23 protein-coding genes are annotated in these 26,270 nt (G+C 68.0%); 9 read left to right on the top strand and 14 right to left on the bottom strand.

The annotated features are described in order from the left end of the window. Positions 1–52: 52 nt before the first annotated feature. Genes minE through minC form a run of 3 tightly spaced genes read right to left on the bottom strand, consistent with a single transcriptional unit; the run spans position 53 to position 1,977 of the window. A complete protein-coding gene (minE, locus tag F3K02_RS15975) occupies positions 53–313 on the bottom strand; it encodes a cell division topological specificity factor MinE (protein WP_177136621.1) in 261 nt (86 codons plus the stop codon). A gap of 2 nt (positions 314–315) precedes the next feature. Then, positions 316–1,131, bottom strand: a complete 816-nt coding sequence (minD, locus tag F3K02_RS15970; RefSeq protein ID WP_177136620.1) for a septum site-determining protein MinD — start codon at positions 1,129–1,131, stop codon at positions 316–318. 51 nt (positions 1,132–1,182) lie between these two features. Then, positions 1,183–1,977 carry a septum site-determining protein MinC gene (gene minC / locus F3K02_RS15965; RefSeq protein ID WP_177136619.1) on the bottom strand — a complete coding sequence of 265 codons (795 nt, stop codon included), beginning with the start codon at positions 1,975–1,977 and terminating at the stop codon, positions 1,183–1,185. A 235-nt stretch (positions 1,978–2,212) separates the two neighbouring features. On the opposite strand from minC, the gene F3K02_RS15960 reads away from it, so the two are divergent. Then, on the top strand, positions 2,213–3,184 hold the full coding sequence (locus F3K02_RS15960; protein WP_218179478.1) for a prenyltransferase: 972 nt from the start codon (positions 2,213–2,215) through the stop codon (positions 3,182–3,184). A 712-nt stretch (positions 3,185–3,896) separates the two neighbouring features. Here F3K02_RS15960 and F3K02_RS15955 read toward each other — a convergent pair. The 6 genes from F3K02_RS15955 to F3K02_RS15930 all read right to left on the bottom strand — a co-directional run bounded on the left by F3K02_RS15955 (position 3,897) and on the right by F3K02_RS15930 (position 10,648). Then, entirely contained in the window at positions 3,897–6,575 is a 2,679-nt protein-coding gene (locus F3K02_RS15955; RefSeq protein WP_177136618.1) for a bifunctional acetate--CoA ligase family protein/GNAT family N-acetyltransferase, read from the bottom strand. 38 nt (positions 6,576–6,613) lie between these two features. After that, positions 6,614–7,540, bottom strand: coding sequence for a histone deacetylase family protein (locus F3K02_RS15950; protein WP_177136617.1), 927 nt, complete (start codon positions 7,538–7,540; stop codon positions 6,614–6,616). Between the two features lie 279 nt (positions 7,541–7,819). Further along, positions 7,820–9,034, bottom strand: coding sequence for a 5-demethoxyubiquinol-8 5-hydroxylase UbiM (ubiM, locus tag F3K02_RS15945; RefSeq protein ID WP_177136616.1), 1,215 nt, complete (start codon positions 9,032–9,034; stop codon positions 7,820–7,822). A gap of 102 nt (positions 9,035–9,136) precedes the next feature. Next, positions 9,137–9,769, bottom strand: coding sequence for a Spy/CpxP family protein refolding chaperone (locus F3K02_RS15940; protein WP_177136615.1), 633 nt, complete (start codon positions 9,767–9,769; stop codon positions 9,137–9,139). A 161-nt stretch (positions 9,770–9,930) separates the two neighbouring features. Further along, on the bottom strand, positions 9,931–10,365 hold the full coding sequence (cueR, locus tag F3K02_RS15935) for a Cu(I)-responsive transcriptional regulator (protein WP_177136614.1): 435 nt from the start codon (positions 10,363–10,365) through the stop codon (positions 9,931–9,933). A gap of 85 nt (positions 10,366–10,450) precedes the next feature. Further along, positions 10,451–10,648, bottom strand: coding sequence for a heavy-metal-associated domain-containing protein (locus tag F3K02_RS15930; protein ID WP_177136613.1), 198 nt, complete (start codon positions 10,646–10,648; stop codon positions 10,451–10,453). Between the two features lie 137 nt (positions 10,649–10,785). On the opposite strand from F3K02_RS15930, the gene F3K02_RS15925 reads away from it, so the two are divergent. From F3K02_RS15925 to F3K02_RS15910, 4 genes are all read left to right on the top strand, one after another. Next, on the top strand, positions 10,786–13,173 hold the full coding sequence (locus F3K02_RS15925; protein ID WP_218179477.1) for a heavy metal translocating P-type ATPase: 2,388 nt from the start codon (positions 10,786–10,788) through the stop codon (positions 13,171–13,173). Positions 13,174–13,341: 168 nt separating this feature from the next. Continuing rightward, positions 13,342–13,938, top strand: a complete 597-nt coding sequence (locus F3K02_RS15920; protein WP_177136612.1) for a hemerythrin domain-containing protein — start codon at positions 13,342–13,344, stop codon at positions 13,936–13,938. A 179-nt stretch (positions 13,939–14,117) separates the two neighbouring features. Beyond that, entirely contained in the window at positions 14,118–14,705 is a 588-nt protein-coding gene (locus F3K02_RS15915; protein ID WP_177136611.1) for a hypothetical protein, read from the top strand. A gap of 56 nt (positions 14,706–14,761) precedes the next feature. Next, on the top strand, positions 14,762–16,006 hold the full coding sequence (locus tag F3K02_RS15910) for a YbfB/YjiJ family MFS transporter (protein ID WP_177136610.1): 1,245 nt from the start codon (positions 14,762–14,764) through the stop codon (positions 16,004–16,006). A 49-nt stretch (positions 16,007–16,055) separates the two neighbouring features. Here F3K02_RS15910 and F3K02_RS15905 read toward each other — a convergent pair whose 3' ends face one another. Both F3K02_RS15905 and gstA read right to left on the bottom strand, forming a co-directional pair. Further along, positions 16,056–16,514: a GNAT family N-acetyltransferase gene (locus F3K02_RS15905; RefSeq protein WP_177136609.1), complete on the bottom strand. Its 459-nt coding sequence runs from the start codon at positions 16,512–16,514 to the stop codon at positions 16,056–16,058. Positions 16,515–16,604: 90 nt separating this feature from the next. Continuing rightward, positions 16,605–17,216 (bottom strand): glutathione transferase GstA, encoded by a 612-nt coding sequence (gstA, locus tag F3K02_RS15900; RefSeq protein ID WP_177136608.1) that lies wholly within the window; start codon positions 17,214–17,216, stop codon positions 16,605–16,607. Between the two features lie 226 nt (positions 17,217–17,442). On the opposite strand from gstA, the gene speB reads away from it, so the two are divergent. Then, a complete protein-coding gene (speB, locus tag F3K02_RS15895; protein ID WP_177136607.1) occupies positions 17,443–18,366 on the top strand; it encodes an agmatinase in 924 nt (307 codons plus the stop codon). Between the two features lie 144 nt (positions 18,367–18,510). Beyond that, entirely contained in the window at positions 18,511–19,824 is a 1,314-nt protein-coding gene (locus F3K02_RS15890; protein WP_425485607.1) for an NAD(P)/FAD-dependent oxidoreductase, read from the top strand. Positions 19,825–19,845: 21 nt separating this feature from the next. Here F3K02_RS15890 and F3K02_RS15885 read toward each other — a convergent pair whose 3' ends face one another. Both F3K02_RS15885 and F3K02_RS15880 read right to left on the bottom strand, forming a co-directional pair. Beyond that, entirely contained in the window at positions 19,846–21,270 is a 1,425-nt protein-coding gene (locus tag F3K02_RS15885; RefSeq protein WP_177136606.1) for a beta/gamma crystallin-related protein, read from the bottom strand. Positions 21,271–21,359: 89 nt separating this feature from the next. Next, on the bottom strand, positions 21,360–21,587 hold the full coding sequence (locus F3K02_RS15880; protein ID WP_177136605.1) for a hypothetical protein: 228 nt from the start codon (positions 21,585–21,587) through the stop codon (positions 21,360–21,362). A 301-nt stretch (positions 21,588–21,888) separates the two neighbouring features. On the opposite strand from F3K02_RS15880, the gene F3K02_RS15875 reads away from it, so the two are divergent. Continuing rightward, complete coding sequence (locus tag F3K02_RS15875) at positions 21,889–23,319, top strand: sensor histidine kinase (RefSeq protein WP_177136604.1); 1,431 nt, start codon at positions 21,889–21,891, stop codon at positions 23,317–23,319. Further along, positions 23,316–24,728, top strand: a complete 1,413-nt coding sequence (locus F3K02_RS15870; RefSeq protein ID WP_177136603.1) for a sigma-54-dependent transcriptional regulator — start codon at positions 23,316–23,318, stop codon at positions 24,726–24,728. The genes F3K02_RS15875 and F3K02_RS15870 overlap by 4 nt, the downstream gene beginning before the upstream one ends. 15 nt (positions 24,729–24,743) lie before the next feature. On the opposite strand, the gene pdxR is transcribed toward F3K02_RS15870, so the two are convergent. Next, a complete protein-coding gene (gene pdxR, locus F3K02_RS15865; protein ID WP_177136602.1) occupies positions 24,744–26,234 on the bottom strand; it encodes a MocR-like pyridoxine biosynthesis transcription factor PdxR in 1,491 nt (496 codons plus the stop codon). Positions 26,235–26,270 lie beyond the last annotated feature (36 nt).

The raw sequence follows: 26,270 nt of genomic DNA, 5'->3' as shown, positions 1-26,270 counted from the left end.
CACCTGAGGCCCGGCAAAGCCGGTTCCTCGGTGTCTCTGGATGGGCGCTGCTCTATTTCCGGTCAGGCAGCTCGATCTTGACTTCGAGCACTTCCAGGTTGTCCTGGCGCTCCAGCATGACCTTGATGTCGTCCGGATTGATCTTGATGTACTTGCCGATCACGGCCACCAGCTCGCGCTGCAGCGCGGGCAGGTAATCGGGCTCGGCGGCGTTGCGGCCGCTGCGCTCATGCGCCAGGATGATCTGCAGCCGCTCCTTGGCGACGCTGGCGGTCTTCTTTTTTTCGCCCAGAAAGAAGGAAAGGAAGGACATGCTCACTTCCTTCCGAACACGCGCTTGAAGAAGCCCGCCTTTTCGGCTTCGACGAAACGAAGCGGTTTCTCGGCACCGAGAAAACGGTCGATCACGTCGCTGTAGGCCTCGGCCACGTCGGTGCCCTTCAAGTGGATCGCCGGCATGCCCTGGTTGGACGCGGTCAGCACGTTTTCGCTCTCGGGGATGACGCCGATCAGCTTGATGCGCAGGATGTCCTGGATGTCTTCCAGGCTGAGCATCTGGCCGTCGGCCACGCGCGTCGGGTTGTAGCGCGTGATCAGCAGGTGTTCCTTGATCGGATCCTTGCCCTCGATGGCGCGTTTGGTCTTGCTGCCGAGCATGCCGAGGATGCGGTCGGAGTCGCGCACGCTGGAGACTTCGGGGTTGGTCACGATCAGCGCCTCGTCGGCGAAGTGCATGGCCATGAGCGCGCCGGTCTCGATGCCGGCGGGCGAATCGCAGACGATGTATTCAAAGCCCATGGCGGACAGGTCGTTCAGCACCTTTTCAACGCCGTCCTGCGTGAGCGCGTCCTTGTCCCGCGTCTGGCTGGCGGCGAGCACGAACAGGTTGTCGCACTGCTTGTCCTTGATCAGCGCCTGGTTCAGGTTGGCTTCACCGTGGATGACATTGATCAGGTCGTAGACCACACGGCGTTCGCAGCCCATGATCAGGTCGAGGTTGCGCAGACCGACGTCGAAGTCGATGACGGCGGTCTTGTGGCCGCGCAGGGCGAGGCCGGAGGCGAAGCTGGCGCTGGTGGTGGTCTTGCCCACGCCGCCCTTGCCGGAAGTGATGACAACGATTTGGGTCATGTGGAGGTTCCTGTGAAGGTGGGGAAGTGGCTGAAAGGCTGTTGGCAGCCGTCAGGCAGACAGGGGATCGATGATCAGTTTGTCTTCGCCGTCGGGACCGGGCATGAGGCGCACCTGGGCGGCCTTGCCCCGCACTTCGGGGGGCAGATCGGTCTCGCTGGTGCGGTAGATGCCGGCGATGGAGATGAGTTCGGGGTCCATGGACAGCGCGAAGATGCGCGCGTCGGCGTTGCCACGGGCACCGGCGATGGCTTTGCCGCGCAGCGGTGCGTAGACGTGGATGTGGCCGTCGGCGATGACTTCGGCGCCGGGGTTGACCATGGCCATGACGACCAGATCGCGCCCGCGGGCGTAGACCTGCTGACCGGAGCGCAGCGGTTTGTCGATCACCATCGCACCCGGTGCCACCGGGGGTGGCACAGCGGCGACCGGAGCGGGCGTTTCGGGCTGGACCGGCGCCCGGCTCGGGGCGGGCTGGGGCGCGGAGCTGCGTTGGACCAGAGCGTCGGGCGCCGAAATGAGGCCCGCGGCCAGGGCGGCGGCGGTCTGGGCATCGCTGCCGCCGCGCACGGCGATGGGCTGCAGGCGGTACTGGCGCAGGAGGTCGGCGAGTGCGGCGAAGTCGAGCGCGGTTTCGAGACCGGCCGCCTCGGTGCCCTGCAGGGGCGAGAGGTCGATGACCAGCGGGTCCTGGTCAAAAAAATCGGGCATGTCGCCGAATCGCTGGGCCAGTTCTTCGCTCAGGCGGGCGAGGTCGGCGGATTTGAGCAGCAAGGCGACCAGGGGCAGGTTGGCGCTCTTGATCTCGAAGGTGGCGGGCGCGTTGGCAGCGAGGGCAACGGACATGAAGGGCAGGCTCGGTGGCTGGAGAGAAAAACGAGGTCCCAGCGGATGTGCAGAGGGTGAAGCCGCACAGCAAGACCCGGGCCCACTGCGCGCCGAGCATCTTACCAGCCGGGGGGTGTGCGTTGGTGCCCAGGTGTGTGCCGGTGTGAGGGGCTGTAAACCGCGTGCCCAGCCGTTCGTCGGTTTGCTCGATGGCAACGCACAAACCGACGTGTCCCGGCATACTGAAACCCGTATGAAAAACACCCCCATTTCCCCTGAGAAACCGGCCTCCGGTACGCCGGTTTCAGCCTGGGCCCGTGTCTCGCTGGTGTGGCGCATGACGCGGCCGGCTTTCCTGCTGCTGACCGTGGTGGCCTGCGTGCTGGGCACCGCCACGGCAGCGGCCTGCGGCTGTGGTGTGGATCTGCCGCTGGCGCTGGGCGCCATGGCGCTGGCGGTGCTGGCGCACGCGGCGGGCAATGTGTTGAACGACCTGCACGACGCCCGCAACGGTGCCGATGCGGCCAACACGGACGGCATCTTCCCCTTCACCGGCGGTTCGAGGCTGATCCAGACCGGCGCGGTGAGCGAACAGCAGACCGCCGAGCTGGCCAAGGCGTTGCTGGTGTTTCTGGTGCCGGCGGGTCTGCTGCTGGCGGTGAAGGCCGGCGGCGGGGTGTTGCTGCTGGGCATGGCCGGGCTGCTGCTGGCCTGGGCGTATTCCGCGCCGCCGCTCAAGCTGGTGTCGCGCGGTCTGGGCGAACTGACGGTGGCGCTGGTCTGGTTTCTCGTGGTGGTGGGCGCGGACTATGTGCAACGGCGGCAGTTTTTCGTGATCCCGGCCAGCGCAGCGGCGGGTTTTGCGCTGATGGTGGGGGCCTTGCTGCTGATCAATGGTTTTCCGGACGCCGCGGCCGATGCCCGCGTGGGCAAACGCACCCTGGTGGTGCGGCTGGGCCCGGTGGCGGCGGGCGCGCTGTACGGCTTGCTGGTGCTGGGTGCCCATGCGTGGCTGGCGGCCAGCGTGTGGCTGCTGATTCCGCCGATGCCGGCGCTCTGGGGACTGGTCTCGCTGCCGTTTTCGCTGGCGGCCCTGGCCTGGCTGCTGACCCATCTGCACCGGCCACAGCAGCTGAAGCCAGCCCTGGCCCTCACCGTGGTGGCGACGCTGCTGCACGGTCTGGGCATGGCCTGGGGCTTTGCGCAGATGGCGCGCCTGCACTGAAACCCCGGTTTTTGGCGGTTTCACAGGGGTTTTTTGCACAACCCTGTGTGTAACTTTCTAATAAGCACCATGTTATCCACAGCATGGTGGAAAAACGCCAACTTATCCCCGTTTCGGTTCAGCAGCAACAGGGCCGTCTTCACACGCTTGTACTGGCGCCAAGTCCTTGATCGGCCAGCAAAAAAGCCGCTTGTCCACAAAAAAGAGGCTGCTCTACTACTCCTACTAATTTGAAATAAAGCTATAGAAGAATAGGAACAGCCGGGGAAACGCCGTCCGGTGTCCGGACGACCCAGTCCAAAAAAGTGACACCGGTCGGTGTTGGAAAACCGGTTCCGTCGTTTTGGGTCAACAGGGTGTTCCGACAGCGAAACCCGCGGGAACTGCGGCCAAAGATGGTCTGTCGGCGCCTGTTGCTCACAAGCCTGTGTGTAACTTTTGAATAAGCCTCGTGTTATCCACAACAATGTGGTCAGGTGCCGGGTTATCCCCTTTTCTGTTCGATCGCAACAGGGACGCCTTCACAGGCTTGTACGGTTATCAAGTCCTTGATGGCATTGAGGAAAAAGCGCTTGTCCACACAAAACCGCTCGCTCTACTACTCCTACTAATTTGAAATAAAGATATAGAAGAATAAGAACAGCCAAAAAAAACCGCCCGGAGGACCGGGCGGTGATGTCAAAAAAACGCTGCGCCGAAGGCGCGCAGCTTTTCAGAGCGTGTGTGTGACGAGTTTGAAGTCCGGGTCTTCGGGAAACGGCTTGATGCTGTAACCGAGGCCCTTCATGAGGCGCAACATGCCCGGGTTGTTGGCCAGCACCAGGCCCTCGATCTCGGCCAGGCCCTTGTCGCGCGCTTCTTCCATGATGCTGAGCATGAGACGCGAGCCCAGGCCCTTGCCGTTGAAGTCATCGGCCACCACCAGCGAAAACTCGCAACTGGCCTTGTCGGGGTTGGTGATGTAGCGCGAGACGCCCACGATGCGCTCGGTTTCCACGATTTCGCCATCGGCGTCGGTCTTGCGGGTGCGGTGGATGGCCACCAGTGCCATCTCGCGGTCGTAGTCGATCAGGGTCAGGCGCGACAGCATCGATGGCGGCAGTTCCTTGAGTGAGGACACGAAGCGGAAATAGCGGCTCTCGGGCGACAGGTTCTGCACCAGGTCCTGCAGCATCTGGGCGTCGTCGGGGTGGATCGGGCGGATGGTGTATTCACCGCCGCCGCGCAGCGGCCAGATCTGCTCGTAGCGGGCCGGGTAGGGCAGGATGGCCAGGTGGGCGTAGTTGCGCGCCGTGGCGGGTGCGCTGTCGATCACGATGCGGGCGTCCACCGCCACGGCGCCCGATTCGTCCACGATGATGGGGTTGATGTCCATCTCGCGCAGCTGGGGCAGCTCACAGACCATTTCCGAGACGCGCAGCAGCACGTGTTCCAGCGCGTCCATGTCGACCGCAGATGCACCGCGCCATTCGCCCAGGGTCTCGGCGACGCGGGAGCGGTCGATCAGACGGCGCGCCAGGAACTGGTTGAGCGGGGGCAGCTCCATGGCGCGGTCGTCGATCAGCTCGATCATGGTGCCGCCGGCACCGAAGGCGATCACCGGGCCAAACGGATCGTCGGTCACGAGGCCGATGCAGATCTCTCGGCCACGCTTGTTGCGCGCCATTTTCTGGATCGTGACGCCGTTGATGCGTGCGCCGGGCTGGGCCTTGGTGACGGCCTGGATCATGGTGTTGTAGATGTCGCGCACGCCGACCGCGTTGAGCACGTTGAGCGCGACGCCGTTGACGTCGCTCTTGTGGCTGATATCGGGCGAGTCGATCTTCAGCGCCACCGGGTAACCCAGCTGGGTGGCGATCATCATGGCTTCATTGGCGCTGCGCGCCAGGATGGTCTGAGTCACCGGGATGTGGAAGGCCGAGAGCAGGGCCTTGGATTCCATTTCGGTGAGGATCTTGCGGCGCTCGGTGAGCACGTTCTCGATCAGCAGGCGCGCGCCCTCGATGTCGGGCTGGGCCAGGGTGGACAGGGGCGGGGGCGTCTGCTGCAGCAGTTGCTGGTTCTGGTAAAAGCTGGCGATGTTGCCGAAGGCGCCCACGGCGGCTTCGGGCGTGCGGAAGCTGGGGATGTTGGCGGTGGCGAGCACGGCGCGCGCTTCGCCCACCGAGGCATCGCCCATCCAGCAGCAGAGCAGCGGTTTGCCCAGTCGGGGTTTGAGTTCGGCCATGGCGCGTGCCACGTCGGCCGCGTCGATACCGGACTTGGGTGAATGCACCACCAGGATGCCGTCCACCGTCTTGTCGTGGCCGGCGGCGTCTATGGCGGCCCGGTAGTGTTCGGCCGTGGCTTCTTCGGACAGGTCGATCAGGTCGTTGAGCGACGCCAGGGCGGGCAGCAGGGGTTTGAGGCTGGCGATGGTGTCGGGTGCGAGCTTGCCCAGTTCCAGCGAGATCTCGCTCACCCAGTCGGCCGCCAGCACGCCGGGGCCACCGCCGTTGGTGACGACGGCCAGGCGCTTGCCCACCGGGCGGTAGCGCGAGGCCAGGCATTTGGAGGCCGAAAACAGCTCGACAAACGAGCGCACGCGCACCGCTCCGGCGCGGCGCAGGGCAGCGTCGAACACGTCGTCGCTGCCGACGATGGCGCCGCTGTGGGTCTGCGCGGCTTCGTTGCCCGCCTGCTTGCGCCCGGCCTTGAGCACGATCACCGGCTTGGCGTTGGCAGCAGCGCGCAGTGCGCTCATGAAACGGCGCGCGCTGGAGATGCCTTCCATGTAGACGACGATGCTGTGGGTTTGTGCATCGGAGGCGAGGAAATCGAGCACCTGGGCGATGTCGACCGAGGTGTTGGGGCCGAGTGAAACCACGGTGGAGAAGCCCACGGCGTTCTGGCTCGCCCAGTCCAGGATGGACGCCGTGAGCGCACCCGATTGCGAGACCAGCGCGAGCGGGCCGACGGCCGCGAGCGGGCCCACCACGCTGGCATTGAGGCCGGCGCGCGGGCGCTGGAAGCCCAGGCTGTTGGGGCCGAGCAGGTGCATGCCGTGGCGGCGCGCGACGCGGTGCATGTCGCCCGCCATGTCGGCCGAGGTGCCGCTGCCGACCACCAGCGCTGCCTTGCACTTGATGCGCCCGGCCACTTCCAGCGCGGCGATCGCCTCGGCCGGGGGCAGGGCGATGATGGCCAGGTCGGCCCGGGTCTGGGCCAGATCGGCCAGGGTGCCGGTGGTGTGGATGTCGAGGAAGACCAGGTTGCCGCTGAAGCGCTGGGCGGTCAGCGCGTTGATCAACGACCGCGCTTGCGGTATCTGGCTGTCGGGGTCGTCGGTTTTGCCGGCAAAGACGGCGATGGTTTCAGGCAGGAAGAGCGGGGTGAGGTAGTGTTTGTCCATGAGGGACTCAGGTTGCTGAAGATTCGGATGGTTCGTGTTCAGTCGGCGCCGATCAGCACACGCACATGGGCCGCGACGCTGCGGGCGAGGGGGCTCAAAACGTAGCCGCCCTCCAGGCAGGAAATCACGCGCCCCTGGCAGTGTTTGCCGGCCAGTTTCATGAGTTGTTGGGTGACCCAGGCGTAATCGGCTTCCACGAGGCCGAGGTTGCCCATGTCGTCTTCCCGGTGGGCGTCGAAGCCGGCCGAGATGTAGATCAGCTGCGGCGCGAAGGCGTCGAGCGCGGGAATCCAGTGGTCGGTGACCGCGGCGCGGAAGGCGTCGCTGCCGGAGCGGCTGGGCAGACCGACGTTGACCATGTTCGGGCCGACGGCGTTCTCGCCGTTGAAGGGATAAAGGCCCTTCTCGAAGATGGAGCACATCAGCACGCGCTCGTCACCGCGGAAGATGTCTTCGCTGCCGTTGCCGTGGTGCACGTCGAAGTCGATCAGGGCGACGCGCTGCAGGCCGTGCACATCGAGCGCGTGGCGCATGCCGACGGCGATGTTGTTGAAGAAACAGAAACCCATGGCCGCCGAGCGCTCGGCGTGGTGGCCGGGCGGGCGCACGCTGCAGAAAGCGGTGGTGGTGCTGCCCGCCAGCACCAGGTCGGTCGCCTGCACGGCGGCGCCTGCGGCGCGCAGGGCGGCCGAGAGCGTGTGGGGGCACATGTTGGTGTCCGGGTCCACCGGGTGCAGGCCTTCCTTGGGCGAGGCTTCGAAGATTTCGCGCACGTAGAGCGAGGCGTGTGCGCGACCCAGCTGTTCCTCGGTGGCCATCGGCGCGTCGTACGGGATCATGTAGTCCAGCAGACCCTTGACCAGCAGGTGGTCGTTGATGGCGCCCAGGCGCTCGGGGCATTCGGGGTGGTGGGCACCCATGTCGTGGCGGGCACAGTCGGCGTGCGTGATGTAGGCGGACAGCATGGTCTTGTGGTCTCCTCGGGCGGTTGAGAGCGGCCGGGCCTCTGCGTGCCCGTACGGATTGACATGTATCAATCTAGACCCGAATGCTGACAAGCATCTTGACGCACCGCAACAAGACCTTGCCGGAGCAAACACCTCAGACGCAGAACGCGGCGCGACCGGAGCGCGTGCCTGCCACCCAGGATGCGGTGGAACCGACTTTTCCGGGCCACTCGCGTTGCCCCTTGGGGGGCTGAGGGCTGCGGCCTGCAAGGCACTCGAAGCGGCGCGGGGGGACCCTCAATGCAAGCCGGTCAGGGACGCCGCCACCGCGCGCTTGAAGGGCGTGAAACGTTCACCCAGGCCGACCATGGCCTGGCGCAACAGGCGGGCCGGCGTCTCTTCGCGGGTGTAAAGCGTGGCCAGGGCGTGGGTGGCCATGTAGAGACCGCGGCTGGCGCCCTGGTGGGTGCGCTGGTAGCGCTGCAGCAGGACGGGCGAGGCGATGTCCTGCCCTTTTTGATGCGCCTGGATCAGTGCTTTCGACAGGCTGTCGATGCTGCGCAGGCCGAGGTTGAAGCCGTGGGCTGTGACCGGGTGCATGCCGACGGCGGCGTCGCCGACGACGGCAAAGCGCTGCGCCACCAGGCGGCGCGCCCAGACGCCCACCAGCGGGTAGGCGTGGCGCGTGCTGCTGAGCCGCATGGCGCCCAGCTGGTGGCCGAAGCGCTGCGCCATGGCGGCGTTGAACGCGTCTTCGGGCAGGTCCATCAGGGGCTGGAGTTCCTGGCTGGGCAGGGTGAGCACGACCGATGAGCGCGGCAATCCACTCACCGGGTCGGGGTTCATGGGCAGCAGGGCGAGCGTCTGGCCATGATCGAACCATTCCCAGGCGGTCTCGTGGTGAGGCTGCTCGTGCGTCATGTTGCAGACCAGCATGGTGCGACCGTAGTCGTGCATGTCGGCCGGGATGCCCATGGCGCGGCGGGTGCTGGAATGGCGGCTGTCGGCGGCCACCACGAGCTGGGCGCTCAGGCGTTGGCCGCTGGCAAGCGTGAGGTGGGCGCCGCTGGCGTCGGTGTGGATCTGTGTGACCTGTTCGTCGCAGCGCAGCTCCGGCGGCCGGCCGCTGGCGTCTTCGGGTGCCAGGGCCGCCTCGAAGGCGGCGCGGCGGATGTGGTGGTTGGCGACGAGGAAGCCGAGCTCCGTCTTTGGGCTCAGCTGGTGGCTGATGCGCATGCGCTGCTGGCCGGGGCCGGCGCCGCCGTCGAGCACGAGTGCGTCGCGCAACGGCGCGATGTGGGCTTCCTCCAGCAGGGGCCAGATGCCGAGCTGGCGCAGCAACTCGGCGCTGTGCTGGGTGAGGGCGATTTCGCGGCCATCGAAAGCGGGCTGTTGCAGCGCGTCGCGGGTGTGCTGTTCGATCAGGCCGATGCGCAGTCCGCTGCCACGCAGCGCCCGGGCCAGGCTCAGGCCGGCCGGGCCGGCGCCGATGATGATGAGGTCAAAGTCCATGGCGGGGCAGCTTATCGGGTGGCTGGGTGGTGGGGCTTGACTCAGGTCAAGCCCATGAAAAAGCCCCGACGGGCGGGGCTTGGGAAAGGGTGCGGGTCGGGTTCAGCTGCGCGGCTGCGCCGGGGCATCGCAGCCGGCACCGCCACCCATGCCACCCATGCGGTGGTGACCGCCGTGGTGGTGTTTGCCCATCATGCCGCGTTCACCCTGCATGCCGGCGCGCTGGAAACCGCCGTGGCGCTGGCTGTCAAACACCTTCTGCTGCTCAGGTGTGAGCGCGGCGTAGAAGCTCTTGGTGGCGTCGATGCGCTTGTCCATCCGGGCATCGCGTTCGGCTTTCAGGGCCTGCATCTTGTCGAGGCGCTGCGGCGTGGTCAGTTTGGCCCAGTCTTCACGGCTCACGTCGCGACCCATGCGCGGCTCCGGTGTGGTGCGGGCCACAAAGGCGTTCCACGCGGCTTCCTGGGCCGGCGTGATCTTCAGGGTTGCCTTGAGCTGGGCCTGGCGCTCGGCCATGCGTTTTTGCATGCGTTCCATGCGATAGGCCCGCTTCTGGGTCAGATCGGCGTTGCCCGGTGTGGCGTCCGGGCCGGCTTGAGCGCGTTGGGCCATGTGCTGGGCACGCATGTCTTGCGACGGGGCACCCATGCCCTGGGCAATGGCGGTGGCGGAAACGCCGACAAAGGCGGTGGCGAGGGCGGCGGCGATGAGGGTGCGTTGGCTGAACAATTTCATGAATCACTCCGGAGGTTGAAGAAGAACTTTCCAGAATGGGCGGGCGGGCTGCCTGCTTCCGGAATGGCTTCAGTGTGAGCAGCGGCTGTTTCTGCTCTGTGCCGGAGTGATGCCGATTTGTAAAGATTTGTTCCGCTAAAGCCTGGATGGCTTGCGGCAGATCAAGGATGGGCCAAGTCGTCGAGGATCGGGCAGTCTGGCCGGTCGTTGCCGGGGCAATGGCACAGCAGTTCGTCCAGCGTGCGCTGCATGGCCTGCAGCGCTTCGATGCGCTGGCCCAGCTCGTCGCGGTGCTTCTGAGCGATGCGTTTGACGCTGGCGCTGCTGCGGCGCCGGTTGTGCCACAGGCTCACGAGTTCGGTGATGGCGTCGAGGCCGAAACCCATGTCGCGCGAGCGGCGGATGAAGCGCAGGGTGTGCACGTCGGCCAGGCTGTACTGGCGGTAGTTGCTGTCGGTGCGCGCCACCGCGCCCAGCAGGCCGAGCGCTTCGTAGTGGCGCAGCATCTTGGGCGAGATGCCGCTCAGGCTGGCCGCGGTGCCGATGTTGACCGGCCAGGCGCCCACGTGGTCCAGCGCGCTGTGGGCTGTGCTCATCGGATCCGGCGCCGGGCCGCCCCAAGCCGGATCAGCCCCCTCGGGGGGCAACGACCCGCGCAGCGGTGGCGTGTGGGGGCTCATCTCATGCAGCGACGGTGTAGCCTTCTTCGCTGATGGCCGCGGCCACCGCGTCGCGCGGCTGTTCGGTCTGGACTTCCACCAGGTTCTGGCTGCGGTCGATGCGCACCTCGGCCTGGGGATCCAGGGTCTTGATGGCGGTGGTGACGGCTTTTTCGCAGTGGCCGCAGGTCATGCCTTGCACGGTGAAAAGTTGGTTCATGGTGTGGCTCCAGATGAAAGTGGGGGAAGAAGACCGCATCTTCAGGCTTGACACGGTGTCAAGGTCAAGTCCCCAGGCGATGAACGATACACCTTGTCGCTTGACCTTCCCATGGGGGTAAAGCTTATCCTTGACCCATGAATACCTTGACCGCAGTGGCCGACCCCGGCGTCGTGCCCGAATCTCCCGAGCTTTGCCAGATCGACCTGGGCATTGGCGGCATGACCTGTGCTTCCTGCGTCTCGCGCGTGGAGAAGGTGCTGAAGAAACAGCCTGGCGTGAGCGGTGCGAGCGTGAACCTGGCCACCGAGTCGGCGCGCGTCATGCTCTCCGGCCCCGACGACGCCGAAACCCTGGCGCGCATCAAGCGCGCGGTGCGCGACGCCGGCTACGAACCACGGTCCATGGCCGCCATGGACGAGGACAGCAACGAACGCTGGCACGGCATCCCGACCGACTTCCTGCCCGTGCTCGCGGGCCTGCTGCTCTCGGCCCCGCTGGCCCTGCCCATGGTCGGCGACCTGTTCGGCAAACACTGGATGCTGCCTTCGTGGATGCAGTTCCTGCTCGCCACGCCGGTGCAGTTCTGGCTTGGCGCGCGTTTTTACAAAGCCGGCTGGCATGCGCTGAAGGCGCTCACCGGCAACATGGAGCTGCTGGTGGCCATCGGCACGACCGCCGGCTGGATGCTGTCTACCTGGCTCTGGTGGAGCGCCGAACCGGGCGAGATGGTGCACCTGTATTACGAAGGCTCGGCGGTGGTGATCACGCTGGTGCTGCTGGGCAAGTGGCTGGAAGCGCGCGCCAAGCGCCAGACCACCAGCGCCATCCGCGCGCTGCACGCGCTGCGGCCCGAGTGGGCGCACCTGCTGCCCGACGGCATCAAACGCACCGAAGAGACCGACGTGCCGGTGGACGAACTGCTGCCCGGCGACCTGATCACCGTGCGACCGGGCGAACGTTTCCCGGCCGACGGCACGGTGGCGCAGGGCAGCACGCAGGCCGATGAATCCATGCTCACCGGTGAAGCCATGCCGGTGCCCAAGGCGGTGGGCGATGGCGTGACCGGCGGCGCGCTCAACGGCGAGGGCGCGGTGCAGGTGAGCGTGCGCGCGGTGGGCGCGCAGAGCGTGCTGGCGCACATCATCGCGCTGGTGCAGGACGCCCAGGCGGGCAAGGCGCCGGTGCAGCGCCTGGTGGACCAGGTGGCCGCGGTGTTTGTGCCGGTGGTGCTGGTGATCGCGCTGATCACGCTGGGCGGCTGGCTGTACGTGGGCGTGCCGGTGGAAGAGGCCTTGCTGCACGCGGTGTCGGTGCTGGTGATCGCCTGCCCTTGTGCACTGGGTCTGGCCACGCCCGCGGCCATCATGGCCGGTACCGGGGTGGCGGCGCAACACGGCATTTTGATCAAGGACGCGCAGGCGCTGGAGATCGCGCACCGCGTGGACACCGTGGCGTTCGACAAGACCGGCACGCTGACGGTGGGCCATCCGCGGCTGCGGCTGATCGAGGCGGCCGCGGGTGTGGACGAGCTGGCGGTGCTGCAGGCGGCGAGCGCGCTGCAGGCGCAAAGCGCGCATCCGCTGGCGCGCGCCGTGCTGGAGGCTGCGGCCACGCGTGGGCTGACGGTGGCCGCCGATGCGGCGCAGGATGTGCAGGCGGTCTCGGGCCGCGGCAGCCTCGGCACCGTGCAGGGCGCGAAGCTGGCGTTGGGCAGCCTGCGCTGGATGGACGAGCTGGGTGCGGCCATGGGCCCGCTGGCGGCGCGTGCGCAGACGCTGCAGGACGAGGGCGCCACGGTGTCGGTGCTGGCAGCGCAGGGAGAGGCCGATCAGTGGGCGCCGCTGGCCCTGCTGGCCTTCGCCGACGAAGCCAAGCCCGGCGCGGCCGCCGCGCTGGCCGGGTTGCGCGCCCAGGGCCTGCGGCTCTTCATGGTCTCGGGCGACAACCGCGGCGCCGCGCTGGCCATGGCCCACACGCTGGGCCTGCGGCCCGACGAAGGTGAGGTGATTGCCGAGGTGTTGCCGGGCGACAAGGCGGCGGTGGTGCAGCGCCTGAAACTGGGCGAACGCGAACCACCGCCGGGCCTGGTGGCGCTGGCGGCGGTGGAGGGTGGCACACCGCCCGCTACGGGAACAACGGGTTCAAAGGAAAGCCTGCACACCGTGGCGATGGTCGGCGATGGCGTGAACGACGCACCGGCGCTCGCGGCGGCCGATGTCGGCATGGCCATGAGCCACAGCCAGGGCGGCAGTTCCGACGTGGCGATGCACGCCGCCGGCATCACGCTCATGCGCGGCGACCCGATGCTGGTGGCCGCCGCGCTCGACATCTCGCGCCGCACCGTGAGCAAGATCCGGCAGAACCTGTTCTGGGCCTTCGCCTACAACGCCGCCGGCATCCCGCTGGCCGCGCTGGGTTACCTGAGCCCGGTGCTGGCGGGCGCGGCGATGGCCCTGAGCTCGGTGAGCGTCGTCAGCAACGCGCTCTTGCTCAAGCGCTGGAAGCCGCCGGTGCAGCGCTGAAACCCCGCGTGCCCGGCCGCTCAACCGTCGTCTGTGTTTCGGGGACGTCGCAACTTGGCGGGCAGGGTTGATGTGCATCAAGCTGGTGCGCGCCGTGTTCGGTGATAGTCTCGGGTTGAGTTAACCGACCGATGGGTCGGTTTTTTGACCCCTGAGGAGACCAGCACCATGAACCACGAAGCCCTGCGGGTCATCCGCGACGAACACGCCTCCCTGGCAGCGATGTTGCAATCGCTCATGCAGATGGTCCGGCGCGGTCCCGATCCCGAGGGGACGGGCCAGTCCGAGCTGTTTTTTGACGTGTTGCGGGCGATGCTGTTCTACATCGACGAGTTTCCCGAGAAGCACCACCATCCCAAGGAGTCGGACCTGCTGTTCCCCCGCGTGGCGCGCGTGGCACCGCACACCATGGCCGCCATCGACCAGCTGGAGCGCGACCACATGCAGGGCGAGCTTCGGGTGCGCGAACTCATGCACCTGCTGATGGCCTGGGAGCTGCTGGGCGACACCCGGCGCCAGGCGTTCGAAGACGAGGTGACCCGCTATGTGGATTTCTACCTCGAGCACATGCGGCTCGAAGAGTCGGTGATCCTGCCGGAAGCCGAAAAGAGCCTGACCGACGCCGACTGGCACGCGCTCAACGCCGCGTTCGCCACCAACCAGGATCCCCTGAACAGCCGCGTGCCGCGCGACCCGCAGTTCGACCGCCTGTTCACCCGCATCGTCATGCGCGCGCCCGCGCCGGTGGGTCTGGGTCAGGGCTGATCGCCGCCCTCCGGGGCGTGGTGGCGGCTCCGCCGCTGGTGAAAGAAGTTCGCGGTGGTCTGATGGTTGAGGATGAACACCAAAGTGGTGTTTGCGTGATCAGAGTCAATGCCTGCCGCGGTCCGTGCGGGGATGCTGGGAACTGTTCAGGACCAGTTCCCACTTGATGTGGGCCCGCCATGTCACATCCCATCTCTCTTTCCCGTTCCGGCGAACGCCACGAGCTCTCGCGGCCATTGCACACCCTGGTGCAGTTGCTCCAGCGGGTGCCCGACACCCGGGAGCCGAGCGGACACGCCGCTTTTTTCGACACCCTGCGGGCGGTGCTGATCGACGTGTGTGCCGCCGCCCCCGAGCCGTGGCCGGGCGCCGATGCGCTGGTCATGCTGTCTGTTGCCCAACTGGAGCGTCAGCTCCTGAAAAATGAGCCGCTGGTGTTCGATCTGCTGCAGCTGCTGCAGGCCCACGGCTTTCTGGAGGGTGAGCGTCGCACCCAGCTGACGGTGACGCTGCGGCGGCTGTTGGGCCAGCACTTGCGCCTGTTCTGGCAGGCGTCCGATGCGCCGGTGCGGGCCATCGCGGCGGTCCGCAGCCAGGGGGTCGCCGCGGTCGATATCAACCAACTCAACCTGCCCTGGACGCTGCGGCCGGGGCCGCGTGGCTCTGAACACCGGGCCGCGGCCAACGAGCCCGATGCCCACCCGGACAGGCATCGCCCGTCCGCGCGGCAGGACGGCGCTGAATCCGCCTGGTTGCCCGCGGCCTGAGCCGGCGCAGCGGCCTCCCGGCTGCTCGGGCGCGCTCTGGCCCACAATGGCCGGCGATGTCCCTCCCCTTGCCCGCTTCCCCGGCGCCCGACGCGCCCGACCACACGCCCTACCTGCGCCTGGCCCTGGCGCTCTCGCTGGGCGCGGCGGTGTCGTTGGGCATCACGCGCTTTGCCTACGGCCTGCTGTTGCCGCCCATGCGCGACGACCTGGGCTGGAGCTACACCTTGGCCGGCGCCATGAACACCGCCAACGCCGTGGGTTACCTCATCGGTGCCCTGGCCATGTCGTGGCTGCTCAAACGCCTGTCGCCCATGCGCGTGCTGCTGGCGGGCTCGGTGCTGGCCACGCTGTTCATGGCCGCCAGCGGCTTTTTCACCGACGCCACGGCGCTGCTGCTGCAGCGGTGTCTGGCGGGTGTGGCCAGCGCCCTGGTGTTCAGCACCGGTGGCCTGCTGGCCGCTCGGCTGGGCGCACGCCAACCGCATCGAAGTGGGTTCCTGCTCGGGCTGTATTACGGCGGCACCGGGCTGGGCATCGTGGTTTCCGCGTTCGGCGTGCCCTGGCTGCTGGAGCGGGCGGCTGACCAGCCCCATGGCTGGGCCTGGGCGTGGTGGGGCCTGGCGCTGTTGTGCGCGCTGGCGACGGCGCTGCTGGCCTGGCCCGCGCGCGTGCTCGCGGCCAGCGAAGCCGCCCGCCCGGCCGTGGCCGCTTCCACCGGGCAAGCCGCAGGCCCGCTCGCCAGCCGCGTGTTCCGCATGCGCGACTTCGCTTATGCGCTGGCGGGCTATGCCGGTTTTGGCGTTGGCTACATCGGCTACATGACCTTCGTGATCGCGCTGCTGCGTGAGCAAGGCAGCAGCCCCGGCGCGATCACCCTGTTTTATGCGCTGCTCGGGGTGGCGGTGGTGGCCTCGTCGCGCATCTGGGCCGGCCTGCTCGACCGCCACAAGAGCGGCCAGGCGCTGGCGCGGCTCAACGCCCTGCTCGGCGTGGCCGCCATCCTGCCCGCGCTCACCACCGCCTGGCCGCTCGTGATCGCCTCGGGCCTGCTGTTTGGCGGCGTGTTCCTCTCGGTGGTGGCGTCCACGACGGCGCTGGTGCGGCACAACCTGCCACCCGCGCAATGGGCCGCCGGCATCAGCGCCTTCACCGTCATCTTCGCCGCCGGCCAGATCGTCGGCCCCACCGTGGTCGGCCTCATCGCCGACGGTCCGGGCGGGCTGGCGCGCGGGCTGGTGTTTTCAGCGCTGGCGCTGTGGGTGGGGGCAGTACTGGCGCTGCGGCAGCGGGCATTGTGAGCGCTGCCTGAGCGCTCGGGCGTCATCGCGCTGGGCGTTGGCTGCAGCGTCAGCAAGTGACGCGCTTGCTGTACGCGAGGAACACGTCGTCGCGTACCCAGCCGAGGGATTCATACACCGACTGTGCGGTGTGGTTGTTGCGGGCGGTGGTGAGGTCCATGCGCGCTTTGCCGTGGGCCGCAGCGAGTCGTGCGGCGGCTTGCAGCAGGCATTTTCCTGCCCCTGTGCGCCGGGAGGTTGGCGCCACGAAGAGGTCGTACAGTGTGCAAATGGGCTGGGCCTCCACCGAACAGAAGCTGGGATAGAGCTGGCAGAAGCCAATGGCTTGCCCGGCTGTGTCGAGGGCCAGCAAGACGACGGACTCACCGTTCTGTAGACGCTCAGCGATAAAGCGCCGGGCCAGAGCCAGATCGGGTGCTTGTTCGTAGAACTGGCGGTAGGCGTCGAACAACGGGGCAATGGCGTCGAGGTCGTTCAGGCTTGCAACGCGGGTTGGGATGTCGCTCATGGGGGTACCGCTGGCGTGTATTCAACAATACAGCACGACCACCCATGGAAATGGGTCTCCGCAGAGTCCCCACGGGGGCGCGTGCAACGTTTACTTGATCAAGCCTTCGGCCTTCATCGCGGCCTGCACCGCCGGGCGGGCCGCCACGCGCTCGCGGTAGGCGGCGAGGTTGGCCAGGCCGCTCACGTCCAGGCCCAGCGGCTTGATCCAGTTGGTGACGGTGAAGAGGTAGCCGTCGGCCACGGTGAACTGGTCACCCATCAGGTATTGCTGGCCGGCGAGTTGGCCGTCCACCCAGATCAGGCGCTGCAGCAGGCGGTCCTTGAAAATCTGTTTGGCCTCGGCGGGCTGGGCGGGGTTGAACAGGGGGCTGAAGCCGCCCTTGTGCAGTTCGGTGCCGATGAAGTTGAGCCACGACTGCAACTGGTAGCGGGCCAGGGTGCCGTTGGCGGGCGCGAGATTCTTCTCGGGCGCCTGGTCGGCGATGTACTGCACGATGGCCGGGCCTTCGCGCAGGGTCTCGCCGCTGTCGAGCGCGAGGAAGGGCACGTAGCCCAGCGGGTTGACGAGGTAGTAGTCGCTGCCGTCGGGCAGCTTGTGCGTCTTGGTGGGCGCGGCGACGGCTTCGAAGGCGAGGCCGGCTTCGTGCAGGGCGATGTGGGGCGAGAGCGAACAGGCGCCGGGGGAGTAATAAAGCTTCATGGGGTGGTTGCCTCGGGTGGTTCCGGGTGTGGGAGAGGGTGGGTCGGGGCGTGGGCACCGGGTGGCGGGATGCTAGCGGACGGGCGGGTGTTTTGCTGGGCGCGAGGGCTTTGGCGTCGCATGGCCCGGTGGACGGTGGGTTGGCGCTTCAAATGGACTCATGAGGCTTGTGAATCGTTGGTATCTTGAGGTTCCAATTTCGAGCTTTGCCACACCAAGGACCGCCATGGCCACGGGACAGTTTGCCTACGCCAACAACACCAACCGCTTTCTGGCCGCGCCCGCACTGAGCGATCAGGCGTTTGCCGTGGCGGGCGTGCCGTTCGACGGCGTGGTGACGAACCGGCCGGGGGCACGTTTCGGCCCGCAGGCGATCCGCGCGGCGAGCCTGATGCTGTGCGATGGCATCCACCCGGTGTTTGACGTGTCGCCGCTGGGCCAGCTGGGCGATGCGCTGGACATGCGTCTGCCCAACGCCTCGCCGCTGCCCGAGGTGCGCCGCGCCATCGAGGCGCAGGCGGCGGCGCTGATGGCGAAACACCACGGCGTGTTCCTCGGCGGCGACCATTCGGTGACGCTCCCGCTGCTGCGCGCGGCGAAGGCGCAATACGGCAACGGCGAGCCGCTGGCCTGTGTGCATTTCGACGCGCACTGCGACACCTGGAGCGATCACTTTGGCGAACCCTCGGGCCATGGCACCTGGACCTATGAAGCGCTGCAGGAGGGGTTGATCAGCCCGGCGCACACGGTGCAGATCGGCATCCGCTCCAGCGGCGAGCGCGCCGCGCGCGAGTACGTGGCCGACCAGGGCGGGCAGATCTTCACCGCGCGCGCGTTGCGCGGTCTGGACGGTTCGGGGTTGCGGCCCGCGATCGACGCGATCCGCGCCCGCATCGGCCAGCGGCCCTGTTACCTGACGCTGGACATTGACGTGCTGGACCCGGCGTTTGCGCCCGGCACCGGCACGCCCGAGCCCGGTGGGCTGACGAGTTCGCAGGTGCTGACCTTCATCGAGGAGCTGGCCGGGCTGAACTGGATCGGCATGGACTGCGTGGAGGTGGCCCCGGCCTACGACCACGCCGAGCTGACCAGCCACGCCGCGGCCTGTTTCGTCTGGACCTACCTGTGTGGCCAGATCGCGAAGAAATGAAGCACCCCCTGCGCCGCTTCGCGTCTTCCCCCTCCAGGGGGACCACACCAGCAGCCCGACAAAGCCGGTTCTGCGGTGTGTGCTGCAGGGCGCGTTTTCCCTCCCGACGCACCGGGAACTGACCGACTCACCACTAAGAAGCCCATGATGTTCTCGCGCTCCTTGCTGGGCTCCGACACCCAGCTCAACCAGCAGAGTTATTACGAAGCCAGCGTGGTCCGGCCGCTGCCGAATGCCCCCTTGCACGGTGCGGTGCAGGCCGACGTGGTGGTGGTGGGCGCGGGCTTTGCCGGCCTGAGCGCGGCGCTGGAGCTGGCGCAGCAGGGCCTGAGCGTGGTGGTGCTGGAGGCCGACCGCGTGGGCAGCGGCGCGAGCGGGCGCAACGGCGGTCAGGCCATCGTGGGTTATGCCAGCGGGCAGGGGCCGTTTGAAGCGCAGCTGGGGGAGGCCGATGCGCAATGTGCCTGGGACATGTCGGTCGAGGCGGTGGACCTGATCGAGCAGCGGGCCCTGGCACTCGGCATCGACTGCGACTGGCAGCGCGGCTACACCTATGTGGCCGAATCGGCCCGAAAGGCGCGCGCGTTGCAGGCCGAGGTGGACGACCTGCGGCGGCGCGGCGTGGACTGTGATGTGGCCACCGGCGACGATGTGCGGCGCCTCATCGACAGCCCGCGCTATGTGGCCGCGGCGTACGAACGGCGTTCGGGACATCTGCACCCGCTGAAGTACGCGCTCGGCCTGGCGCGGGTGGCGCAGGCGGCGGGTGTGCGCCTGTTTGAGAACACGCCGGTGACCGGCCTGCGGCGCGGCCCAACGCTGGTGGCCACGACCGCGCACGGGCACGTGACGGCGCGCTTTGGCGTGCTGGCGGGCAACTGCATGCTGCCCGAATACGGCCCGCAGGTGGCGCCCGAGATCACGCCGCGCGTGATGCCGGTGGGCACCTACATGGTGGGCACCGCGCCGCTGGACCCGGCCCTGTGCGAGCGCCTGATCGCGCACAAGGCGGCGGTCTGCGACAACAACTTCGTGCTCGACTATTTCCGTTTCAGCGCCGACCACCGGCTGCTGTTTGGCGGGCGCGTGAGCTACACGACCATGACGCCGCACGACCTGAAGGGCGTGATGGCGCGGCGCCTGTGCGCCGTGTTCCCGGCCTTGAAGGGCGTCCCGATCGAATACGTCTGGGGGGGCTTCGTGGACATCAGCATGAACCGCGCGCCCGACTTTGGCCGCCTGGGCGACAACCTCTATTACCTGCAGGGCTTCAGCGGCCACGGTGTGGCGCTCACCGGGCTGGCGGGCCAGCTCGTGGCCGAGGCGGTGGCCGGGCAGGCGGGCCGTTTTGATGTCTTCAGCCGCCTGCAGCACCGCCCGTTTCCCGGCGGCTCCCTGCTGCGCACGCCCAGCCTGGCGCTGGGCATGCTCTGGTACCGCTTGCGCGATGCACTTTGAGGGCCATCGGCCCTCAAAGCATCACCGTTGCTGACGCGGCTCGCCCCGTTCGTTCACCGTGATGGTGTTGCCCGGGTCCATGGCCATCTGGACGCGGTGGTCCTGGCCGCGGAAGTTGTAGGACACGTCCCAGAACGCGGGTTGCGCGCCACCGGGGGTGTTTTCGCAGCGCCGCACGTCCTGCGTGGCGGCCTGCCCATCACGACCGACGTTGGCACCGAGCGCGGCACCGGCGATCACGCCACCCACGGTGGCGATGTCCTTGCCGCTGCCGCCGCCCACCTGGTGGCCCAGGATGCCGCCGATGAGGGCGCCAGCCAGCGCACCGGGCACGTTGGCGTTGCCGCCCTGGCCCTGCACCTGTTCACGCTCGACCCAGCAGCGCTGCCCCGAGGTGGCGAGCACGGCCCGCACGGACGTGACCGGGGCTTCGAAGAGCCGCTCGTTGTTGCGGCGCCGGCTGTCGTAGATCGCCACCGGTTGCGGTGCGTAGCGGTCGTTGTCGATGCGGCCGCGGCCTTCGACGGTGCGCACGGACGAGATGCGGTCGTTCATGCCCATCGCTTCCAGCGACGGGTAGCGCCCGGGGCGCAGCACGACGCAGCGTCCACTGAACCGGGTGTCGTTGCAGACCTCCCAACGCTCACCGATCACGATCGCCGAGGTGGCGCGGTCGTTGAAGCCGGCCCGTTCCAGATTGGCGATGGCTTCTTCCGTGGTGAAGGAGCGGCCCTGGAAGCCCGCCCGTTCGAAGAAGGTGACCTGGCCGTCGTCCGCCGGTGCGGGGCCGAACGGGGGTGCATAGCGGTCGTGGCGGATGCGCACGTTGCCCGCGACGGTACGCACCGAGGTGACCTCGTTGTCCAGGCCCATCGCTTCCAGCGAAGGGTAACGTCCGGGGCGCAGCACGACGCAGCGCCCGCGGTAGCGGTTGTCGTCGCAGACCTCCCAGCGTTCACCGACCACGACCGCCGACGAGGCGCGGTCGTTGAAGCCGTAGCGGCGGAAGTTGGGGATGGCCCCGGTGGTGGTGAAGGCGCGGCCGTCGAAGCCTTCGCGCTCGTAGAACGTGACCTGGGGCGCAACCACGACCGGAACCGGCGCATAGCGGTCGTCGTCCACCCGGGCGTTGCGGGCGATGGCGCGCGCCGAGGAGAGCTCGTCGTTCAGGCCCATGTCGGCCAGCGAGGGATATTTCCCCGGACGCAGCACCACGCAGCGACCCTGGAAACTGCTGTGCTCACAAACCTCCCAGCGGTTGCCGACGATCACCACGGACGAGGTGCGGTCGTTGAAGCTGTAGCGGTCGAACCGGGTGATTTCCTGGTTGGCACGCACGGTTCGGCCAGTGAAGCCCGGGTTTTCGTAGAAGGTGGCCTGCGCGGCCACCTGGGCACTGAAGGCGATGCCGGCCACGGCCAGCAGGGTTCTTGATAGGGAAGTCATGTCGGGGTCTCCTGAAAGGTTGTCACCTGTCAGTTTGATCCCCGTTTTCAATCGGGTCTGTGCGCTGTCGCACACGCTGCCGAAAGATCCTATCCCGTGCCGCCCAGGCCGTACCACGGTGGGGTGATGTCCTGGACGTACAGGTCCGGCGGGTGTGTGGGCACACCGGGAAACGCCGATGCCGGGGTGCCGGGGGCGCGCAGGAAGCGCCGGCAGGCCGTGCCATCGGCGGGCGCGGTCCCGGTCGGGGTCCGGAGCGCCGGGGCCCGGGCGTTCAGGCCCGCCTGAAAGTGCGCCAGATGGAGAGAGCAGGACATGGAGGGGGATTTGCTTGGAAGGACGGGCCGGTGGTGCGATGGGCTTGCGCAATCGTTGTGCCAGCCGACCCTCCCTGCCCGGTGTGTGACCCATGAGACCCTTGAATTTGTTGACTTTTCGGACCGTTTCGACGCCGGTCCCGGCACCGGGACCAGGGATTGGCGGGTGGGGCAAATGCCCCGTTTGGGCCCGCCGCCGGGGGTTTTGCCCCACCCACCGCTGGGGCCTGCTGAGCGCCGGTCCGGCGCCCGCCGCCAACGGGTTTTGCGTTACGCTGCCCGGAATGGAATGGGATCCACCATGACCCGAACAAGCTTCTCTGGTGCCCGCCTGCTGGCCTCCCTGCGGGCCTTTTTCGCCCATTCGCCGCTGACCTGGACACGCCGTTTTGCCGTGCTCAGCCTGGTGTGCATCGCGCTTTCGGCCTTGACCAGCGCGACCCTGCTGTCGCGCCATGTGTCCGAGCGCATGCTCTGGCGCAACGCCGAGCTGGCGCAGGAGTTCCTCGACAGCCTGGTGCGCATGCAGGACGGCCACCGCCTGTTCCAGCAGGGCGGCAAGGCCCGGCAGTTCGAGCAGCTGTTTGGCGAGATGGCGCGCATGCCGGGGCTGGTGCACACCAATGTGTTTGATGCGCAGCGCCGGCTGGTGTGGTCCACCAACCCCGAGGCCATCGGGCGCGACGCCGGGGTCAACGCCGAACTGGACGAAGCGCTGGGCGGACGGCTGGCGCTGGAGAGCGCGCTGCTGGAGGCTTCCAGCTTCATCAAGCCGGAACACGCGTTCGTGCCCGACGACGGGCGCGATGCCATCGAGGTCTACATCCCGGTCCGGGACGCGGTCACCCACCGCGTGGTCGGTGTGGCCGAGCTCTACATGCTGCCCACGCGCCTGATCGACTCGGTGCACGAGGTGACGCGCTACGTGTGGCTGGCCTGTGCCGGCGGCGGCCTGCTGACCTACCTGGTGCTGGTCTGGATGGTGATGCAGGCCGACCGGCAGATCGCGGCCCAGCAGCGGACCATCGTGACCAACGAGTCCCTGGCCGCCGTGGGCGACATGGCGTCGGCGGTGGCGCACGGCTTGCGCAACCCGCTGGCGTCGATCCGCTCCAGCGCCGAGCTGATCGCCATGGGCCCCGAGCAGCCGCGGGAGGCGAACGACATCATGTCGGAGGTGGATCGGCTGCAGGCCTGGATCGCCAAACTGCTGGCCTACGCCCAGCAGGGCGGCCGGGCGCTCCAGCCTTTGTGTCTGCGTGACCTGCTCGACGCCGTGCTGGCCGCGCACGCGCCGCGCGCCCGGCGCCAGGGGATCGCCGTGTCGTGTGAGCTGGCCGCGGACCTGCCACAGGTTTGGGCCGACGCGCCCGCGCTGGAGCAGGTGGTGGACAACCTGGTCAGCAACGCGCTCGATGCCATGCCTTCGGGCGGTCAGCTCCGCCTGAGCGCCGCGCTGGAGAAGGGCGTGCTGAGCCTGGTGGTGGCGGACAACGGTGTGGGCATCTCGGCCGACGATCTGGAGCGCGTGTTCACGCCCTTCCACACCACCAAGCGCAGCGGCCTCGGCGTCGGCCTGCCGCTGGCGCGCCGCAGCATCGAGCGCCTGGGCGGCACACTGACGCTGGAGAGCCGGCTGGGCGAGGGCACCCGCGCCCGCATCCGCTGGCCGGTGCGCAGCCACTCCGCGACCCAACACCCGACCACCCGACCCGGAACACCGACACCATGAGCTACAGCGTTCTGATTGTGGAAGACGAGCCCGTGCTGGCCCGCAACATGCACACCTACCTGGAGCGCCACGGCATCGGTTGCCAGCTCGCGGCCAGTGGCGAAGAAGGGCTGGAACTGCTGGAGGCCGAGCGCCCGGACGTGGTCCTGCTGGACCACAACCTGCCGGGCAAGACGGGGCTGGCCGTGCTCCGCCTGATGCGCGAGCGCGAGCCGAACCTGCCGGTGGTGATGGCCACCGGGCACGGCAGCGAGCAGGTGGCGGTGGACGCGATGCGGGCCGGCGCTTATGACTACCTGATCAAGCCGGTGTCGCTGCACCAGCTCAAGCAGGTGCTGGACCGCGCGGTGCAGCAGCAGCGCCAGGCCCAGGAGCTGCGGCACCTGCGGGCGGGCAGCGCGGTGACGCTGCCCGAGGGCCAGGGCATCGCGGCGCTGGTCGGCGACTCCGCGCCCATGCAGCGCCTGCGCGGGCGCTTGCGCCAGCTGGTGGAGGCCGATGCGCAGATGACCGACGGGTTCGCCCCGGCGGTCCTGATCGGCGGCGAGACCGGCACCGGCAAGGAGCTGGTGGCGCGGGCGCTGCATTTCGAAGGGCCGCGCCGCAACGGGCCGTTCGTCGAAATCAACTGCGCCGGTCTGCCCTCCCAGCTGGTGGAGAGTGAACTGTTTGGTCACGAACGCGGGGCCTTCACCGATGCGCGCGAGCGGCGCATCGGCCTGGTGGAGGCGGCGCACGGCGGCACGCTGTTCCTGGACGAGGTGGGTGAGCTGGAGCTGGCCACCCAGGCCAAGTTGCTCAAGCTGCTGGAGGACCACCAGGTGCGACGTCTGGGCAGCGTGCGCGCGCGGACGGTGGATGTGCGGGTGCTGGTGGCGACCAACCGCTCACTGGAGACCATGGTGAAAGAGGGCCGGTTTCGCGACGACCTGTATTTCCGGCTCGGGACTTTGAAAGTCAACCTGCCGCCCCTGCGCCAGCGCCAAGGCGACGTGACCCAGCTGGCGCTGCTGTTCCTGGCCCGTTCGGCGCGCCGCTATGGCAAGGGCCCGCTGGTGTTTTCCGCAGAGGCCCTGCAGCGCATGGAGGCGCACAACTGGCCGGGCAATGTGCGCGAACTGGCCAACACGGTGGAGCAGTGCGCGATGCTGGCGGGCGACCCGGTGATCGAGGCCGACGATCTGCCCCTGCCGGTGGCGCTGGAGGCGGGGTTCGCCGGCGTGGCGCCGCTGAACACCGACCCGCTGCCGACCAGCCTGCCCGACGCCGAGCGCCGGCTGCTGCTCAGCGCGCTGGAGCGCAACCGCTGGAACGTCACCCAGGCGGCGCGCGCGCTGGGCATCTCGCGCGACACCATGCGCTACCGGATCGACAAGTTCGATCTCCGCGAAGGCGGTCCGGCGGTCTGAGCGCGCCCGCCCGTTTCAGGTTTTCTTCAGGCTCCGGACGGCCGCACTGAGCACCGGGCCGCAGCGCTTGATGTCGGACAGCGGCGCATAGCCGTAGCCGATCACCAGGCCCCTGAGGTCTTTGCGGGCGAGGCAGTAGGCCGAGAGCGGGCGCACCGTGAGACCCTGTTGCGCGATGCGCTGGGCCAGCGCGGCGTCGTCCACCGCAGCGGGCAGGCGCAGGCACAGGTGCAGGCCCTGTTCGGCGCCGCTGATGGCGGGGCCTTCGGTGCCGGGCGCGAGCACCGGCTTGAGCGCTTCCAGCAAGGCCTGCCGGCGCTCGCCGTAGCTCTGGCGGGCGCGGCGCAGCGCGCTGCTGAAGTGGCCCATCTCGATGAACTCGGCGAGCGCAGCCTGCATGGGCATCTGGCCGGGGCGGTTGAGGTCGTAATGCGCCTGCTTGAAAGCCGCGACGAGCGGCTTGGGCACGACCAGGTAGCCCAGCTTGATGCCGGGGTAGAGCACCTTGGAGAAGGTGCCCATGTACAGCACGCGGCCATCGGTGTCCAGGCCTTCGAGGCTGGAAATGGGTGGGCCGCTGAAGCGGTACTCGCTGTCGTAGTCGTCTTCGAGCACCCAGGCGCCGTGTGCGCGCGCGGTGGAGAGCAGCTGGTGGCGCCGCGGCAGGCTCATCACCGCGCCGGTGGGGTACTGGTGCGAGGGTGTGACGTAGATCAGGCGTGGCGGCTGGGCGTTGTCGGCGGCGCTGGGGCAGATGCCTTCGTCGTCCACCGGCACCGGGTGGATCGCAAGCCCGGTGGCCATGAAGGCCTTGACCGCGCCCCAGTAGGCCGGGTCTTCGACCCACACGGTGTCGCCGTGGTCGGCCAGCAGCCGGGCGCAGAGTTCGAGCGACTGCTGGGTGCCGGTGGTGACGATGACCTGGTCCGCATCGAGCTGCACGCTGCGGAACACGCGCAGGTAGTCGGCGATGGCGCGGCGCAGCGGGGCGTAGCCGCCGGAGTCGTTGTAGTCCAGCATGTCCGGGTAGGTCATGCGCCAGTGTTTGTTTTGCAGCCGCTGCCAGAGCGTGAGCGGGAAGGCGCTGAAGTCGGCGATGCCGGGCGTGAAGGGCTGGACTTCGAGCTGCGTGGCGCAGAACGTGGTGGACAAAGCCAGACCGCGGGCCGACAGGCGCGAGGGCGCTACCGTCGGGGCGCCGCGCAGGTGGGGCCGGGCGGCAGAGGCCGGGTTGACCCGCGGCACGTTGTCGTTGACAAAGGTCCCGCTGCCCACCCGGCTGACCAGATAGCCTTCAACGCTGAGCTGGTTGATCGCCGCGACCACGGTGTTGCGCGAGAGGCCCAGGTCCTGCGCCAGGTCGCGGCTGGAGGACAGGCGCTCACCCGCACCGAGCTTGCCGTCGAGCATGGCGCGGCGCAGGGCCTCGTACAGTTGGCGGTGCAGGGGCAGGGCGTCCTGGCTGCCCAGTCGGTTCATTTCGCTCAGCAAAAACTCGGACAGCATGGGTGTTGGAAAAAATGTTCAATGGACTGTTCGGAG

Source organism: Hydrogenophaga aromaticivorans, from assembly GCF_013387465.1.
GTDB lineage: Bacteria > Pseudomonadota > Gammaproteobacteria > Burkholderiales > Burkholderiaceae_C > Hydrogenophaga > Hydrogenophaga aromaticivorans.
The sequence above is the reverse complement of the archived record's forward strand: the minus strand, read 5'-3'. Positions and strand labels throughout refer to the sequence as shown.

Excerpts from the sequence above, each read along its gene's own strand:
- F3K02_RS15910 (WP_177136610.1), top strand. The coding sequence starts at position 14,762 with ATGTCCCTCCCCTTGCCCGCTTCCCCGGCGCCCGACGCGCCCGACCAC.
- F3K02_RS15890 (WP_425485607.1), top strand. The coding sequence starts at position 18,511 with ATGATGTTCTCGCGCTCCTTGCTGGGCTCCGACACCCAGCTCAACCAG.
- minD (WP_177136620.1), bottom strand. The coding sequence starts at position 1,131 with ATGACCCAAATCGTTGTCATCACTTCCGGCAAGGGCGGCGTGGGCAAG.
- gstA (WP_177136608.1), bottom strand. The coding sequence starts at position 17,216 with ATGAAGCTTTATTACTCCCCCGGCGCCTGTTCGCTCTCGCCCCACATC.
- F3K02_RS15960 (WP_218179478.1), top strand. The coding sequence starts at position 2,213 with ATGAAAAACACCCCCATTTCCCCTGAGAAACCGGCCTCCGGTACGCCG.
- F3K02_RS15870 (WP_177136603.1), top strand. The coding sequence starts at position 23,316 with ATGAGCTACAGCGTTCTGATTGTGGAAGACGAGCCCGTGCTGGCCCGC.
- F3K02_RS15925 (WP_218179477.1), top strand. The coding sequence starts at position 10,786 with ATGAATACCTTGACCGCAGTGGCCGACCCCGGCGTCGTGCCCGAATCT.
- speB (WP_177136607.1), top strand. The coding sequence starts at position 17,443 with ATGGCCACGGGACAGTTTGCCTACGCCAACAACACCAACCGCTTTCTG.
- minC (WP_177136619.1), bottom strand. The coding sequence starts at position 1,977 with ATGTCCGTTGCCCTCGCTGCCAACGCGCCCGCCACCTTCGAGATCAAG.
- pdxR (WP_177136602.1), bottom strand. The coding sequence starts at position 26,234 with ATGCTGTCCGAGTTTTTGCTGAGCGAAATGAACCGACTGGGCAGCCAG.
- F3K02_RS15875 (WP_177136604.1), top strand. The coding sequence starts at position 21,889 with ATGACCCGAACAAGCTTCTCTGGTGCCCGCCTGCTGGCCTCCCTGCGG.
- F3K02_RS15915 (WP_177136611.1), top strand. The coding sequence starts at position 14,118 with ATGTCACATCCCATCTCTCTTTCCCGTTCCGGCGAACGCCACGAGCTC.
- F3K02_RS15920 (WP_177136612.1), top strand. The coding sequence starts at position 13,342 with ATGAACCACGAAGCCCTGCGGGTCATCCGCGACGAACACGCCTCCCTG.
- F3K02_RS15880 (WP_177136605.1), bottom strand. The coding sequence starts at position 21,587 with ATGTCCTGCTCTCTCCATCTGGCGCACTTTCAGGCGGGCCTGAACGCC.
- F3K02_RS15950 (WP_177136617.1), bottom strand. The coding sequence starts at position 7,540 with ATGCTGTCCGCCTACATCACGCACGCCGACTGTGCCCGCCACGACATG.
- minE (WP_177136621.1), bottom strand. The coding sequence starts at position 313 with ATGTCCTTCCTTTCCTTCTTTCTGGGCGAAAAAAAGAAGACCGCCAGC.
- cueR (WP_177136614.1), bottom strand. The coding sequence starts at position 10,365 with ATGAGCACAGCCCACAGCGCGCTGGACCACGTGGGCGCCTGGCCGGTC.
- F3K02_RS15940 (WP_177136615.1), bottom strand. The coding sequence starts at position 9,769 with ATGAAATTGTTCAGCCAACGCACCCTCATCGCCGCCGCCCTCGCCACC.
- ubiM (WP_177136616.1), bottom strand. The coding sequence starts at position 9,034 with ATGGACTTTGACCTCATCATCATCGGCGCCGGCCCGGCCGGCCTGAGC.
- F3K02_RS15930 (WP_177136613.1), bottom strand. The coding sequence starts at position 10,648 with ATGAACCAACTTTTCACCGTGCAAGGCATGACCTGCGGCCACTGCGAA.
- F3K02_RS15905 (WP_177136609.1), bottom strand. The coding sequence starts at position 16,514 with ATGAGCGACATCCCAACCCGCGTTGCAAGCCTGAACGACCTCGACGCC.
- F3K02_RS15885 (WP_177136606.1), bottom strand. The coding sequence starts at position 21,270 with ATGACTTCCCTATCAAGAACCCTGCTGGCCGTGGCCGGCATCGCCTTC.
- F3K02_RS15955 (WP_177136618.1), bottom strand. The coding sequence starts at position 6,575 with ATGGACAAACACTACCTCACCCCGCTCTTCCTGCCTGAAACCATCGCC.